Annotated in this window: 7 protein-coding genes; 3 read left to right on the top strand and 4 right to left on the bottom strand. The window is 35.3% G+C overall.

The window, feature by feature from the left end:
* Positions 1 to 121: 121 nt before the first annotated feature.
* Positions 122 to 2,092 (top strand): T9SS type A sorting domain-containing protein, encoded by a 1,971-nt coding sequence (locus tag MY04_RS25695; RefSeq protein WP_066215731.1) that lies wholly within the window; start codon positions 122 to 124, stop codon positions 2,090 to 2,092.
* A gap of 87 nt (positions 2,093 to 2,179) precedes the next feature.
* Here the strand turns inward: MY04_RS25695 and MY04_RS25690 are convergent, their stop codons facing one another.
* The 4 genes from MY04_RS25690 to MY04_RS25675 all read right to left on the bottom strand — a co-directional run bounded on the left by MY04_RS25690 (position 2,180) and on the right by MY04_RS25675 (position 11,569).
* Positions 2,180 to 3,568 carry an Ig-like domain-containing protein gene (locus MY04_RS25690; RefSeq protein ID WP_066215729.1) on the bottom strand — a complete coding sequence of 463 codons (1,389 nt, stop codon included), beginning with the start codon at positions 3,566 to 3,568 and terminating at the stop codon, positions 2,180 to 2,182.
* Positions 3,569 to 3,570: 2 nt separating this feature from the next.
* Positions 3,571 to 5,577, bottom strand: coding sequence for a right-handed parallel beta-helix repeat-containing protein (locus tag MY04_RS25685; protein ID WP_066215727.1), 2,007 nt, complete (start codon positions 5,575 to 5,577; stop codon positions 3,571 to 3,573).
* A 289-nt stretch (positions 5,578 to 5,866) separates the two neighbouring features.
* Positions 5,867 to 9,868 (bottom strand): hybrid sensor histidine kinase/response regulator transcription factor, encoded by a 4,002-nt coding sequence (locus MY04_RS25680; RefSeq protein ID WP_066215726.1) that lies wholly within the window; start codon positions 9,866 to 9,868, stop codon positions 5,867 to 5,869.
* A 102-nt stretch (positions 9,869 to 9,970) separates the two neighbouring features.
* Complete coding sequence (locus MY04_RS25675) at positions 9,971 to 11,569, bottom strand: sulfatase (protein ID WP_066215724.1); 1,599 nt, start codon at positions 11,567 to 11,569, stop codon at positions 9,971 to 9,973.
* A 419-nt stretch (positions 11,570 to 11,988) separates the two neighbouring features.
* On the opposite strand from MY04_RS25675, the gene MY04_RS25670 reads away from it, so the two are divergent.
* Together MY04_RS25670 and MY04_RS25665 are read left to right on the top strand one after the other, a co-directional pair.
* Positions 11,989 to 14,970, top strand: coding sequence for a SusC/RagA family TonB-linked outer membrane protein (locus tag MY04_RS25670; RefSeq protein ID WP_158297917.1), 2,982 nt, complete (start codon positions 11,989 to 11,991; stop codon positions 14,968 to 14,970).
* Positions 14,971 to 14,980: 10 nt separating this feature from the next.
* Entirely contained in the window at positions 14,981 to 16,519 is a 1,539-nt protein-coding gene (locus tag MY04_RS25665; protein ID WP_158297916.1) for a RagB/SusD family nutrient uptake outer membrane protein, read from the top strand.
* The last annotated feature ends 54 nt before the right edge of the window (positions 16,520 to 16,573 follow it).

Here is a 16,573-nt window from a genome sequence, read left to right as displayed (position 1 = left end):
CATCATTACTCGACCCAAAAATTTGATGCTATTATTGAATTATGCTCTTTTTCGCTCAATTTGTGTCTATTTCTCCCCTTTTAAAAAAGTAGTATTGTAGAAACAAACAACCACTATTAGTATGAAAGGATTATATTACCTAATTATTTTTTTAGGATTAAGCTTATCGACTGCTTTAGGGCAAACCAATTATTATTTTAGTAGCGATGGAGATGACAATAACCAAGGAAGTATAGACAGTCCTTGGAAAACTTTAGCCAAAGCTAGTGCGATTGCAGAAACAGAAAGCAAAGGCGGAATACTCCAGCCTGGAGATCAAATGCTGTTTCGTAAAGGAGATACTTTTGAAGGACAGTTAAACATTTTTGCTTCTGGGTCCGAATCAAAGCCAATAGTTATTGGTAGTTATGGAGAAGGAGAGTTACCTATTATCTCTGGATCGGGTAATATTCCAGAAGGCGATTTTATAGAAGCTGTCCGTATAACTAATGTTAGTTATCTGATTATTGAAAACCTTTGGGTGAAAAACGATAGAAAACATAAAGGAAATATTACTTGGAGTACGAACAACTCTATTGGTATTAAAGTGATGGCCAATAAATGGGGAAACCTATGCAAAGGGTTAACTTTTAGAGGTCTAAAAATCACAGATGTTTTTGGTATCGACATGATCGATTGGGAAGGGAAATTCACTCTAGATTATTATACTGCGCACGGTATATTTATCGATTCTGAACCTGACCAAGGTGATAAACAAATAGGAGTAGACGATGTCCTTATTGAAAACTGTTATTTCCATAATATTGGAGCAAGAGGTATTAATGTACGTCATTTAACCAACATCAGAAATAATCCTATTGATGAAGAAGATAGAAACCGAAATTATATTATCCGTAATAATACATTTGAGAAGTTAGGAGGAGATGGAATTGTTTTCGCTTCTATGTACAACGCCATTGTAGAAAAAAACGACTTTATTGATTTAGGTTGGGGCGATCACACCTCATCAACAGATAGATATTACGGAAGAGGTGAAGGCTGTTGGATTTGGAACGCTAGAAACATAGTAGTGCAATACAATAGACAATATCATTCAAGAGGTTTTGGAGATACATATGGAGCAGGAGGACATGTTGATTTCTTCTGTAAGAACTCTGTATTCCAATACAATTACAGTGAGGATACAGAAGGTGGCTTTTGCGAAATTCTAGGAGATAATGATAACAGTATATTTCGTTATAATGTATCAAAAAATGATGGCTTTAGAGATCATCACGGGTTTACACTTTGGGTTTCAGGCTTTGTTGGTGCAGACGAAGAGCCAGTAAGATCGACCAATAACTACATTTATAATAATACGATCATTCTTGATAAGCCAGAGTACAAACCAAACATTTCGATTTATGCAAAAGATACTTATGTCTACAATAATATCTTTAAAACTTCAAATGGGGCAACAATTGGTGCAAAGGAAGTAATGATTGATATCGAAGAGGGAAGTGAATTGGTCATAAGCAACAACTTATTTACAGGAGATATATCAAGAAGATTTACAGTATTGGATGATAATGCTATTATACAGAAAGACCCAATGTTGCAGAACGAATCAGATGATGATATTTTAGGGTATCAAATTCAAGAAAACAGTCCAGTAATTGATCAAGGAAAAAAATTCCCTGAACCAATTTTCCCAATGGCAGGGCAAGGGATCTTTAAGAACTTTACCCTAAAAACAACTCACGATATCTACGGAAACGAGATTGATGTCACTAATCTGATTCCAAATATAGGAGCAGACAATAACTTTAATTCAAAAAAATCAAGTGATGATGATGTCACAAGTACAGATGATATAAAGTCCTCATCATTCAAAATCTACCCTAACCCCGTTACAGACAAACTTACCATTCAATCTATTTCTGATGCTCCTCAAGTATTATCGATGTACTCTATTTTAGGTGAGGAAGTATTTAAGACTCACTTTAAAAATGTGTATGAATTACCTATTCATCAATATCAAAAAGGTACTTACATTATTAAATTAATGGATAATAATGGTAGTGTTAAAACTGAAAAAGTAATGATTCAGTAATTGATAGAAGAAGTATTCTAAATACAAAGAGGTTGTCACATACAATTATGCGACAACCTCTCTTTTTATGTTTATTAGATGACCAGATTATTTGATATATAACTTTTTAGTCTGTTTCTGACCGTTAGAATCAGTCACTACAATAAAGTAGAGTCCCGATCTAAACTCATGGAGATCAAGTTCTATTCTATTAGAAATAACACTTTCAAATAATGGTCTACCTTCAATATTGTATACATGTAATTGAGAAGGAGTCTCCAATTCTCCGACAGTAATAGTAACCATCGATCTTGCAGGGTTTGGATATACTAATAAAGAAAGTTGTTCTTCTAAATCGTTATTTAAAAGAGATGTTCTAGCATTACTAACTTCTTTTATACTGATATTGTCTAAATACGCTCCAGCAGTAGATCCAGAAGGTCTCCAGAAACCAATTTTGGTATCTTCACTATTGGTTGTAAAAGTGAAAGTAAACTCAGTAGTTTGAGTAGCTGTGATTTTTTCAGCTAAATAATTACTTCCTCCATTCTCCGCTACTTGGAAATTAACATGAACTGAGGCATCATCTACTTTTGCTTCTATAGTGATTTCATACGTAGTGTTTGCCTTCGTTTTAATCACTTGATTTGCTCCACCATAACCTACAACTTTCATCATAGAAGACGAGTTACTCACCGTACCCGTTCCCCATGGACTCCATCCAATTAATCCTTTATCGAAAGTTGCATTTATAGCATAAGCTGTTTCTTTAACGACAACTTCATCAGCATAAGAATTTTGTACTCCTCCGCTCGGTCTCCATACAAGCACTTTGATAGAATCTGTTGTAGCACCTGTTGTAAACATCATATTTTGAAGAGTGTATTCTGTATCAAAAACGTTGATACGATCTCCTAGAGGGTTGTTTTTCTCATTATTGACACCAATAATTAGCTTATCATTATTAGGGTCTTCTACCATGGCAAATGCCGATAAAGTATAAGTAGTGTTAGGCTTTACTTTTACCCATTGGTTTACTGCACCAGGACCTGTAATTTTTACAGAATTTCCACCATAGAAAGAAGGTGTTCCTGTAGCAGCACCACCCCAATAATTCCAATGATTTAAACCATTTTCAAAATCACCATTTAAAACTTCGACAATTACATCGTTGTCATCTCCACCCACAATAATAGTGGTTGAAGCTGTAAAACCACCATCTTCAGTAGTTACTTGGATGCTTGCACTACCATCTGATAAAGCAGTCACTAATCCATTGGCATCAACAGAAACAACACTTGGTTGTGAACTACTCCAAGTCACATTTTTATTATTCGCATTATTTGGTAAAACCACAGCTTGAAGTTGTGCAGTTTCATCCAATTGAAGCGTAACATTTCCTCCTGAGATAGAAACACTTTCAACACGAACAACACTAGGATCAATTTTAGAATTATAGTTGTTATCTGCTCCAACATTTGGAATGAAACGACTCATGTCTACTTCGTATCGTAGATGTCTTTTGATATCACAGCAGTTACATCTTTAAATATACCTTGTCCAGCTAAAGGGAAAACAGGCTCTTCAAAAATTTTCCCAGCATCCACAACTGGACTGCTTTGATTGATTTGGTATCCTTCGATATTCTTTGCTCCACCATTCACAAAGCTAGGATATTGCTTAATAGACGATTTATCTAAATTACTGAAAGCACTATTGATATTACCGATAAATAGGTTGTTATCTACATCCAACTTACCACCATTTTGTATATCAATGTCAACATTTTCCCCCATAATACCACTACCTGATTGTACAAAAATATTGTTATAGATGTAGGTGTCTTCACTAAATAGAGAGAAATCAGGTTTTTGATTAGCATCAAGGTAAATGGTGTTGTTATATACGTACACATCATTAGATGGAATAGGAGTGTTGTCTGTTCCTACATAACCCGATGTCCATATGGTAGAGCCATGGTGATCTCTAAAACCATCATTAACACTTACATTATAACGGTAAGCCACATTATGATTATCACCCAATACTTCTACAAATCCACCTTCACTGTCTTCACTGTAATTGTATTGATAGAAGATGTTACGGTTACCAAAGTCGATGTGCATACCATAAGAATCACCTGGACCTCTTACACTAATAGAACGGTTGTACTGACCAACAACATTGATACATTTAAATACCCACATACCGCTACCACGACCAGCTAAACGACCTTCTGTACTGTTGCTATGACCTGTGTGGTCGAAGTCGTTATTTTCTACCAATGAATTATACATTTTTGATAGAATCACACCCGATCCACCTGTTTTAAAGAAAGTGTTATTACGGATCACAAAGTTTCTGTTTCTATTGACTAAATCATCGCTTGCTGTTTCAGAACCTCTATGTACAGCCCAAACACCCGCTTTACCGATATTGGTAAAGTAGCAGTTTTCAATCAAAACATCTTCGATAGTCACTTCTAAGCCAGGCTCATTTTGTTCAGAATCAAAACGAAGTCCAGTCACGCTATAATCATTGAATTCAGCAGGTACGCTTGTACCAAAAATATCAGAGAATTTAAGGTTTCTAAAAGTAAGGTCTGAAGAAACACCACCCCATTTATTGGCCACGACTTTAATACCAAAACTATTGGTTTCTCCATAGGAGTAACGAGAATTGTTTTGTCTATCGTTTTTGATCCAAAGGTCGGTAAATACTAAGTGAGAAGCATTGATCACTCTTACGGCTTCAAAGTAATCTCCTCCTGAAATATTACCAGAACCCGATAGGATAGGCAATTCACCAGAGCCATAACTTGATATAAGGACAGGTCTTTCTTCTGTACCTGAGCATTTCACTAAAAATTCCCCTTCAAAAGTATCACCTCTTTTAAACAGAAGTCTACTACCAGGGATCAATAATCCTCCTTTACTTTCTGTTTCAGCAACGCTAGAGGCTTTCGCAATGGTCTTCCATGGAGATGAAATTGTACCATCATTTAGGTCATCATCACCATCATTACTAAAGTAGAAAACATTATAGTTTTCGGTGACAGAAAATTTGTCAAAAAGGATATCAGTATCTTCGGTTCGGATACTAATCGTATTATCACCCGTAAGTAATTCAACATTAATTAAGGTCACTTTTGCAGAGTCCTCATACGCCCAATTCGATGGTTGTATTACAATTGGACTATAAGCGGCATTGTTTACCGATAGATTGACGTTTTGTGTTACTCCACCATTAAATCCGAAGATATGGAGTTTGTACGTTCCATCTTCTGGAATATCCGTCAGTTGGATAGTAATTGTTCCTTCATTACCATTTGTGTTTTTTAGTTTGACCATAGAACCAGCAGAAGCCAATTCTTTGTCGATAATTTGAGTATCACCTGTTAAAGTAGTGTTTTCCGCCTCTATTGTACTTCCATCAGAAGTAGCCGCAAAAAGTGCATTAGTGAGAAGCAGAAGTAAAGTAATAATTCGTATAGAATTCTTTTTCATAGCTTATTAAATTGACTTTTATAAACCGTCGTTTATAATGAATAAGTCTCGAGAGCTTTATGTATTAATAGTGTAGTTAACTGAAGCTAATTTAGTGTTGATTGTACGTTTATGTGAGCTTAAATTCTACAATTACTGTCAGTAATTCATTGTGTTAACAATTGATAAATGACATTAGGAGTCGAAAATTTGCCCATGCTAACTTATTCAATGTCAATAGAAAGTCTTAAGGGTTTTCATTTTAATAAAAAAAGAAAGGCCTTTAAATAAGCCTTTCTTTTAAATGTTACTATGAATTATTGTAAACGGATTCTTTATAATTTGTAGGAGAAAAACCGTATTGTTTTTCAAATTCTCTTTTAAAGTAACGGATATCATTAATGCCAACTCTTTCGGCAATTTCTCTAACGGAATATTCTTCTTCTAAAAGCAATTGCGCTCCTTTTTTAAGTCGAACAGAACGTATAAAAGCAACAATGGTACTATCCGTTAGCGTTTTAATTTTTCTATATAAGGTCGATTGACTCATACACATATGACTTGCTAAAGATTCAACATTTAGTTCTTCGTTATCAATGTTTTCTTCTATGTAGTCGACTGCTTTTTTAATGAACTTCTCATCAAGGGTTAGTTTTTTAGGTTTTTCAGCAACTAACTCTTCCTGTTTGATGTTAGGTTGAAGTTGTTCGTTATAGAAAGCGATCAATTGCTCTTTGTATACAAGTATATTTTTGACCTTTTCTTTGATGACTTTACTATTAAAAGGCTTTCTGATATAATCATTAGCACCTAATTTCAACCCATCCAATTCACTATCAGTAGTAGCATTAGCAGTTAATAATAAAATTGGGATATTTTGATAATCAGGATGTTCTTTCACTTTTTTAGTGAATTCCATACCATCCATCTCTGGCATCATCACATCAGAAATGATGAGATCTACAGGATTTTCTTCCAATAATTTATACGCTTCTACACCATTCTCGGCTTTTATAATTTGATATTCCTTAGAAAATATATCGTCTAAATAAAGCAGGATATCATTATTATCGTCTACCAATAATAACTGATGTTTTTTATCGCTAATAACATCATTGGTTACAATAGTGGTACCTGTTTCATTTTCGACTTTCGCATCCAAGATTGGAAGTTCAACAATGAACTCGCTTCCGTTTCCGTACTCACTTTTTACACGAATGTCACCTCCATGTAAATTGATGATGCTTTTCGAAAGTGCCAAACCAATTCCAGTGCCTTTTACTTGTTTATCAGAAGCAGCTTCCCCTTGATAATATCGATTAAAAATGGATTTCAGATCTTCTTGTTTTATGCCGACGCCTTGATCTTTAATCTTGATCAGAATAGCATCTTTTACAGAGAGTTCAATGGAGATTCGTTTCCCCTTAGGCGTAAACTTAATAGCATTGGATAGTAAGTTATTCAAGACAATTTCAATCTTCTCTTGATCTAATTTGTATAACTGATTTTCGGCTACTTTGGATTGGAAATTCAATTGTAAACCAGAAAACTTAACCAACGATTGGAATTCCCAGCATTTCTGTTCAATCAACTTTCTGATAGAAATAAACTGATAAGTGAGTACCAATTTATTACTCTCCATTTTTCTGAAATCAAGAAGTTGGTTGATAAGCACCAATAAATTATCAGCATTTTTATTAATAATCTGAAGCTTGGTTCTGTATTTTTTCGGAAGATCCTCCTCATCCAATAACTCTTCCAAAGGAGAGTGGATAAGTGTTAGAGGAGTTCGAATTTCGTGGGAGATATTCGTAAAGAACCTCACTTTTGCTTCTGTAACTTCATGTTCTTTCTCCTTCTCTAAATTGATGAGTCTTACCTCATTTTCCAATTTCTCTTTTCTGATGAAGAAGGAGAAAATGCCAAAAATAATCAACCCAAATAGAATCGCATAAATCACATAAGCCGTTGTCGAAAACCAAGGGGCAGGGGACATATCGATGATGAGTTCATTGACTTCTCCGCAATTCCCATTTTTACAGGCTTTTATCTCAATAACATTTTCACCCACAGGCAATTGTGTTAAGGTGATACTAGAAGTGTGTTGATTATCAATCCATTGATCGGATACTTTCTTGATTCTATATAGATAATTGATGTTTTTATGGTCGATATAGTCGGTCGTATTAATGCTTAAACGGATGACTTTATCTTTATAGCTTAAATCAATTTTTTTGGTAAATGCTAAAGCCTTCTCTAGAACAATATGATTGTTTAAAGTATCATCAACCCCAACATATTGATTATTGATAAAGAGTTGTGAAAAGTAAACATCAGGTAATTCTTTCTTGTTGGCAATAAAATTAGGAGAAAACATCACCATGCCTTTCTGCCCACCAAAATAAATCAAATCTTTTTTATTGTACACTGCCCCAATATTTACAGACGATATATCGATTCCGTCTTCCTCAGTATAATTTTGAATGCTGCCATCTTCTAAATTCAAACAGCTAATTCCTTTAGACAGTCCCAGCCAAACAATTCCTTTATTATCTACAGTGATAGCATTGATGCCGTCGTTTTCTAAGCCATTATTTTGATCATAAAATCCCAAAGATTTGATTTGATTATTGGCAATATCAAGTACAAGCAGACCATTAGCACTGCCAACTAGTAAAATGTCTTTTTGTGGATGTTTATATAAGGACAAGATAATATTCGATGGAAAATCGAACATCCCTTTTAAATCGATAAAAGTGGATTTTTTGTTCACCATATTAAAAAGATATAAACCATTAAAAGTACCTAACCAAAGATTATATCTATCATCTGGGACTATATGTTCAATACGATCTGCTGGAAAATAAGCATCTGATTTATTTACTGGATTAAAATATTGAACTTCTTTGAGGTTTAACTTCTGATTATATTCAGCCACCGCAAGTCCATTTTGCTGTAGTCCAAACCAAATTTTATGATGTGATTCATCAAAATAAATAGATTTAAACTTTCTGAATTTAGAAGAACCATAGAACTCAGCTTTTCCAAGCGGTTCTCTAATTGGTAAAATCAATAAGCCTTCTGATGTCCCCACATACATCTTATCTTTTATAGGTGTAAAAGAGGCAATGACCATATTTTTTGATGCAGGAATAGGTGTGTATTCTTGATCAGATGATTTCTTGTAAGCTATACCACCATTTTTGGTTCCTATCCAAATGCCATCATAATCATCGACAAAAATGCTGTTAATGTTATTGTCAGGAAATCCAATAGGATCTCTAAAAGTGGAGGCGGTCTTGTAGAATCCTCTATTCTCAATTAATTTGACTACTCCTCCATGTGTAGTAGTAACCCAAATGACTTTATTATTATCAATAAAAATATCAGTAATTCCTTGGTAGTTTTTGTTTAACTCATGGTGTGGACGTAATTCAATTTTCTGAAATATTGATTTCTCTGGGTTACTTCTAAATAATCCATTTTTCCATGTACCCACCCAAAGTCTACCTTGCTGATCTAGGCGTAGGGAGTTGATTAATTTAAGTTGATCATCATTTTCCCCTATAAATTTCTTTACCTTTTTTGTCTTTAATGAAAATTCATAGACCCCTTTGGAACTACCAAAATATAATGCATCTCTTTTCTTATCGTATATAAGTTTGGTTATCCACTGTGTAGCTTTTATACTATGACGGTTCACTTTATTTGACTCAAAATTATATTCCATCAAATTTTTTGATGAACCGTACCATACATTTCCATTATTATCTTCTTGTATGGACTGAATAACTTTGTTGTTGGGTTGATGGAAAACGATGTCTTTTGTCTCAAGATCTAAGACAAAAAAACCGCTCATCCAAGTACCAATACACAAGTAACCATTTGAGGTTTCTTTAATTGCAGTAACTCTAAGAAATGTATTGTCTCTAGTAAAATCTTTAAATAAATGATTGTAGCTAACAAATTGATCCTTAGCGATATCATAACTCGATAGACCTCCGCTTTTAGTGCCCACCCAAAGAAGGTTATTAGAGCCTAACTCTAATGTTTCTACATCTTCACTATAAAATTGATCATACCTTTTCGAAGGTTTAAAATAGTCAAAACCTTGTGCGTCTAATTTTACAATTCCTTCGCTACTCGCAAACCAAAATTGACCTAGATCGTCCTTTACTACACGTGTAACAGTATTATTTGATAATCCATTGGTTACATTAAGATATTCGAATAAGTAATCTTTTTTTGTTTCTGAATATCCAAGGTGAGTAAAAAAAATAAGTGATAATAAAAAGTAAAGGTAGTTGTTCATTTAATCATACTTTATTTAATAACTCAATTAAGCCAATTTTTGCAATAAATATATAATCAGACAATAGTAATGAGTGTTAATACTATTGTCTGATCTTGATATTTAGTCAATTATTCTTTGAGATCCCCACCAATCATCATTGGGTTTAAAATCATCTCCTAGCATCTCCATACGCTTCTTTTCAAGAGCAGGCATCTTTTTCATTTTGACTTTATTTAGATGGGCTTCTTCTTTTGCAAGCGTCCAAGTATCATCCTTTTCAGGGTATTTTGCACCCAATTCGTTTAAATAAGTAAATAAAGAATCACTTAGATTTTTCACGATATTAGGATATTCTGTAGCAAGATTATGTGCTTCTTGTTCATCTAGTTCGAGATTGTAAAGTTCTTCTCGATTATCTTCATAATAATGAATCAGTTTCCATTTCCCCGAACGAATAACAGAACTTGGTTCGCCTCCTTGGTTACCGTAATGCGGATAGTGCCAAACTATAGAACGATTTTCTACTGTTTCATCATGGAATAGTGGAGCTAAGCTGATTCCGTCTTGATGTTGATCAGGATATAATGGTAAGCCCGATAACTCCAATAAGGTCGGGTAAAAATCAGTATGTGTAACAGGTACATCTGAACGTTTTTTCTGATGCTTTAACCAAGGTACTTTGATAATGTAAGGCGTTCTTAAACCTCCTTCAAATTGATACCCTTTACCTCCTTTTAATGGTAAGTTTGATGTTGAAAAGGCATCTCCTGCAGAAACACCTCCATTATCCCCAGTAAATACTACAATAGTATTCTCATCTAGTCCTAATTCTTTAAGTGAATTCATTACACGGCCAACAGCATCATCCATAGATTCTACCAAACCTGCATATACCGGGTTATCTTGATATTGACGAATAGGCATAAATTTGCCCATTTCATAACCTTCTTCTTCAATGCCATTGGCTACTGCTTTATCTCTATATTTTCGCCATTTTTCTTCAGTAGTTTGAATTGGGCCATGCACTGCATAAAAAGATAGACAAGCAAAGAAAGGTTTATCCTTGTGATTGGCCATAAATTCTACAGTTTCATTAGCCAAGCGCATACTTAAGTTTTCACCTTCCGGACCATCTTCTAATTTAGGGTTTTTGTAAGGAGAGAAATATCCACCTCTTGGGCTTCCTGCATGGAAACCACCTTTATTAATATCAAAACCATGATCTTCTGGAAGAGAACCTTGACCACCTACATGCCATTTTCCTGCAAAGAAAGTAGTGTAGCCATGTTCTTTAAAAGCTTCAGGCATGGTAATGTAACTTGTATCTAATTGATGTTCATAAAAAGCAGGTAACAACTTATTATGTCTTTTCTGTTTCCTCCATTTTTCTCCTTCAGCGGCTCCAATCCAATCAGTAATACCGTGTCGAGCAGGAGATTTTCCAGACATAATACTTGCCCTAGAAGGACTACAGACCTGACAGGATGCATACCCTTGATCGAATTGAATACCATTTGCTGCAATTTGATCTATATTGGGTGTTTCGTAATAATTCGACTGAGTTGTCGATAAGTCATGTGCCCCCAAATCGTCGGCTATAATAAGGAGTACATTGGGAGCTTTCTCTGGTGTTTGATATGCTTTTTTCTGCTCACTCTTACAAGAGAAAAGCGAGGAGATAAATAAGCATGTGAGGAATGCTTTTGAAGAATGTTTCATTGACAAACATTAAAAAATGATTAACAAAATAATCGTTGCAAATACATATACAAATATGCTTGAATATGTATCTTTGATTGTGGCTATATTCATCATTTTTTGTGTAAATCCTTCATGTAGGGATGAATGAATTATTCTTCTTTGAACTGTAAGTAATTGATAATTAAATAAATAAATTATTAAGTGTAAAATAGTCACATATTGACGAAAATAAACGGTTAATTTTTTAAACGACCTTTCATATTTACATCAACGTTGCAAAGACGCTATTTAATGAAATGAAAAAATCAGAAACTCAACTATCAATTTGTTCATAGAGTTTTTGATGAAACTATTAATGTATTTTTTAATTTATGAAAAGTTTCTATCAACAGAAGAGACATCCTTTTCGACTATTGCTTATACTAAGCTTATTCTTAATGGGATTTCATGCAAACGCTCAAGATCGAATTCTTTCGGGCGAAGTTAAAGATGAAACTGGACTTGCGCTTCCAGGGGTAAACATCAAAATTAAAGGAACGAACACAGGAACAATTACCAATTTTGAAGGTAAGTTTAAACTAGCTGTAGATGCAAATGATGTTGTCATCTTTAGCTTTATGGGATTCGAACAACAAGAGATTGAAGTAGGTACTAAAGATGTACTGAATGTTGTTTTAAAAGAATCAACAGAATTGCTATCAGAAATTGTGGTAGTAGGTTATGGTACGCAAAAGAAAGAAAATCTAACAGGTGCTGTTGGTGTGGTTACTCCAGATAAAGATGTAGGAAACCAAGCGGTAACCAACACCGAGTCTTTATTACAAGGTAGAATTGCAGGTGTGCAATTAACTCAGTCAGGTGGTAAGCCCGGTGCAGGTGCAGAAATTACTATTAGAGGTAATGGTACGCTAAACGATTCAAGTCCTTTGGTATTGATTGACGGTGTGCCAGGTAGTATGCAAGACATCTTACCTTCTGATATCGAAAGTATTTCTGTATTGAAAGATGCAGCATCAGCTTCTATCTATGGTACAAGAGCAGCAAACGGTGTGATCTTGGTAACTACAAAATCGGGTGAAGCTACAGAGAAAATTAAAGTAAACTACAATGGTTATGCAGGTTTACAAAAAGCGACTGTTCTTCCAAATTTCCTAGATAGCTGGGATTATATGACGTTGAAAAACGAAGCAAACGTGAACGCAGGTCGTACACCAATTTATTCTGATGACGAAATTGCAATAGCAAGAGATGGTAGCGATCCATACCGTTACGGAAACACCGATTGGGCCGACGAAACGTTTAAAGACGGTGCGTTCTTTATGAATCATCAATTGTCGTTATCACAAAAAGTAGGGAAAACACAATACATGGCTTCTTTGGGTTATTTAGACCAACGTGGTATCATGTATGGAACATCTGCTGAGAGAATCAACTATAGAATCAACTTAAAATCAGATTTAGGTAAAGGATTCAAGTTCGGAACAAATTTCTTCGGTGCTATCAAAAAGTCGGAAGAGTCGGCAGATACAGACGACCAAGGTGTAATGCGACTTATTGCTAATTCATCACCTTTAGTACCTGTATTTAATCAAGACGGGTCTTGGGGATCAGCATCAGGTAATCCTTACGAAATTAATACCAAGAACCCTGTTTTTTATGCAACTGAGGCGAGTAGACAATACAACAATTCGAATAAGATGACGATCAACCCTTATTTAGAATTCAACCCAGTAAAAGGTTTAACTTTCAAAACGAACTTCAGTTATTCATTTACTCAAGGATTCAACAAGGCGCATAAATATAATTTCCAATTAACGGATAATGATGGTAATGATTCTGATATTACTAGAGTGCAAAACTCTTTACAAGATATTGGAAATACTTACGAAACGATTCAGTGGGAAAACACGGCCAATTACAATAAGAAATTTGGGAAACATAACATTAATGTGTTAGCAGGTACAACAATGAACTCTTATGCACATAAATGGACAAGAGTTCGTGTAACAGACCTACCAAGTAATGATTTAACGGAGATTGGATCGGGCACTAACCCAATCGTAGCGGGTACTTTTAACGAATCGAGATTACTTTCTTTATTCGGTAGATTCCAATACAACTACGACGATAGATACTTAATTGAGGCGAACATCAGACAAGATGGTTCTTCTAAATTCCCTCAAGACAATCGTTTTGCTTTATTCCCAGCACTTTCTGCAGGTTGGATTTTCTCTAACGAAGCTTTCTTGAGTGGTGCTGAATTCCTATCATTCGGTAAATTCAGAGCAAACTGGGGTCAGTTAGGTAACGATAAAATTGGTTACTATCCTTATTCTCAAACATACACACCAACAGACGGTTATCCGTTCGATGGATCGACAATTACTAACGGTGGTTTAGCAGTAACTGATTTAGCCAACCCAGATATTAAATGGGAAACAACGACTTCTTATGGTGTTGGTGCAGACTTCGGTTTCTGGGATGATATGTTGACAGTTACAGCAGATTACTTTGTAAAAGATACAGATGATATTTTGCTAAAACTTCCAATTCCTGGAGCAACAGGAGTAGGCACTCCGGCTTTCCAAAATGCAGGTCGTGTAAAGAACACGGGTTGGGAATTAGCTGTAAATCACTACAACAAAGTAGGTAACTCAGGTTTTGAATATAACATTGGTTTCAATGTGACGAATATCAAAAATGAGATTATTGATATGCAAGGCGAAACGCAATATATCAATAACCGTCAAGTAAACATGGAAGGCCAACCAATCGGATCATTCTATGGATACAACAATACAGGGATCTACAGAACAGCAGAAGATTTAGAGAAATATCCTTATATCGATGGTCAAACTCCTCAATTAGGCGATTTGATTTATGAAGATATTAACGGTGATGGTGTCATTGATGACCAAGACAGAACAATAATTGGTAATCCGAACCCAGAATATATGTACGGTATCAATATCGGAATGGCGTATAAAGGATTTGATTTGAAGTTATTCTTCCAAGGTGTTCAAAATGTGGATATCTACTCATCAGCAACAGGTCACCACAGTGGTAGTGGCAACAATTTGATGAACTGGACAACAGATTGGATGGACCGTTGGACTCCTGAAAATCCAAATGCAGAATTCCCAAGATTGGGTAATGTAAATAACGAGCAGACCTCATCGTTCTGGGTAGAAGATGCTTCTTACTTAAGACTGAAAAACGTAGAGTTAGGGTATAATTTCAATGAGAATGTTTGTAGAAAATTGAAGATACAACAACTTAGAATTTACGCCAACTCAACAAACCCTCTAACATGGTCACAAATCGACCATTGGGATCCTGAAAGATATGCTACACAATCTAGAAATGAAGCATATCCTCAAACAACTACTTTAACTTTTGGTACAAACATCATCTTCTAAACGTATCATCATGAAAAAAGCAATCATCGCTCTATTAAGTGTAGCAAGCATGTCTTGTAGCGACTTCCTAGACTTAAAAGATAATAATACATTAAATCAAGATTCTTTCTGGAAAACAGAGGAACACTTGGACTTAGCTGTAACAGCTGCCTACGAAAGTTTAACCCCAGAAGAACTTTACGGAAGAGGTATTCGTGACCTGGACTGTATTAGTGATAATGGGTACAACGAATGGACTTGGATGAAATACTGGGACATTAGTGTAGGGCAACACAACCCTGCAACCGATCGTATTCAGTGGGTTTATAATGATAATTACAAAGGCATTCGTAGAGCCAACGAAATCTTGGACAATGCACCAGGAATGGGTATTGATCAAAAAGCCAAAAATACCGCTATTGGTGAAGCACTTTTCCTAAGAGGTCTATTCTATAACAACTTATCAATGTTGTTTAACAATGTTCCTTTAATCTTGAAAGTGGTATCTCCAGCGGAAGCACGCATTGAAAAAGCATCTAAAGAAGAAGTGGTCGATCAAATTATCCAAGATTTAACGGAGGCGATCGAATTACTTCCAGATAAAGGAGAAACTGTTGGACGTATCAATAAATATGCGGCATTAGCACTGAGAGCAAGAGTATATCTTTACAATCAGCAATATGAGAATGCGGTTAAAGACTGTGAGGAAGTAATCAACTCAGGTAAATACAATTTAGTAGATGATTATCAATTACTATTCTCAGCAGACGGTCAGAATAGTGCAGAATCGATTTTTTCTGTTCAATTCGTATCTAACCTTAAATCGGGAGAGAAGTTTAGTGGTACGTACAAAAAGCAACCTCAATCTCACTTTGGGGTGTTGCCTAACCTAGTACACGATTTCTATACGAAGAATGGTCTTAGAGCAGAAGACGATCCTGATGCGACTCCTTTCACTCATTGGACGGACGAAAAAGGGGTGCCAAAATCGGCTGCTGAATTAGAAGCGGAAGGTAAAAGTATTTTCGATTATTGGGCTGAATTTGCAAATAGAGATCCTAGACTAGATCACTCTATCTTAAGAGGTGGAGAACCTTGGGTAGACCAAGACAAGTGGGATAACTCAGTAAAAGCAACTCGTTACGGTATTCAAAAATACATCCGTACAGAAGTAGGGCAGTACGAAGATGGCGACCGTAATTTCATGATTCTAAGATATGCTGATGTTTTATTGATGTATGCAGAAGCGAAGAATGAATTAAGTGGACCATCAGGAGACATTTTCACTGCACTTAACCAAGTGAGAAGAAGAGTGGGTATGCCTGATTTTGATACAAATTTAGATCAGGAGGCACTAAGACAAGAAATCCGTCACGAAAGAAGAGTCGAATTGGCCTTCGAAGGTTTAAGATACTTTGATGAATTACGTTGGAGAACTGCCAAAGACGACTTTGAAAATAAAGTAATATTCCACGAGAGAACCTTTAATGAAAGTAAGCATTATTGGTGGCCATTACCACAAACAGAAATTGATAGAAACCCTAACCTTACTCAAAACCCTGGGTGGTAATCATTCGAATTTATCTGACTAGAAGCTGTAAAAGGCTTCTAGTTCAGCATCTTC

It is taken from the genome of Flammeovirga sp. MY04, from assembly GCF_001682195.2.
GTDB classification, from domain to species: Bacteria; Bacteroidota; Bacteroidia; order Cytophagales; family Flammeovirgaceae; genus Flammeovirga; species Flammeovirga yaeyamensis.
The sequence above is the reverse complement of the archived record's forward strand: the minus strand, read 5'-3'. Positions and strand labels throughout refer to the sequence as shown.

Bases quoted from the DNA above. Each gene is read 5' to 3' on its own strand.
- MY04_RS25695 (WP_066215731.1), top strand. From the start codon at position 122: ATGAAAGGATTATATTACCTAATTATTTTTTTAGGATTAAGCTTATCG.
- MY04_RS25690 (WP_066215729.1), bottom strand. From the start codon at position 3,568: ATGAGTCGTTTCATTCCAAATGTTGGAGCAGATAACAACTATAATTCT.
- MY04_RS25685 (WP_066215727.1), bottom strand. From the start codon at position 5,577: ATGAAAAAGAATTCTATACGAATTATTACTTTACTTCTGCTTCTCACT.
- MY04_RS25680 (WP_066215726.1), bottom strand. From the start codon at position 9,868: ATGAACAACTACCTTTACTTTTTATTATCACTTATTTTTTTTACTCAC.
- MY04_RS25675 (WP_066215724.1), bottom strand. From the start codon at position 11,569: ATGAAACATTCTTCAAAAGCATTCCTCACATGCTTATTTATCTCCTCG.
- MY04_RS25670 (WP_158297917.1), top strand. From the start codon at position 11,989: ATGGGATTTCATGCAAACGCTCAAGATCGAATTCTTTCGGGCGAAGTT.
- MY04_RS25665 (WP_158297916.1), top strand. From the start codon at position 14,981: ATGAAAAAAGCAATCATCGCTCTATTAAGTGTAGCAAGCATGTCTTGT.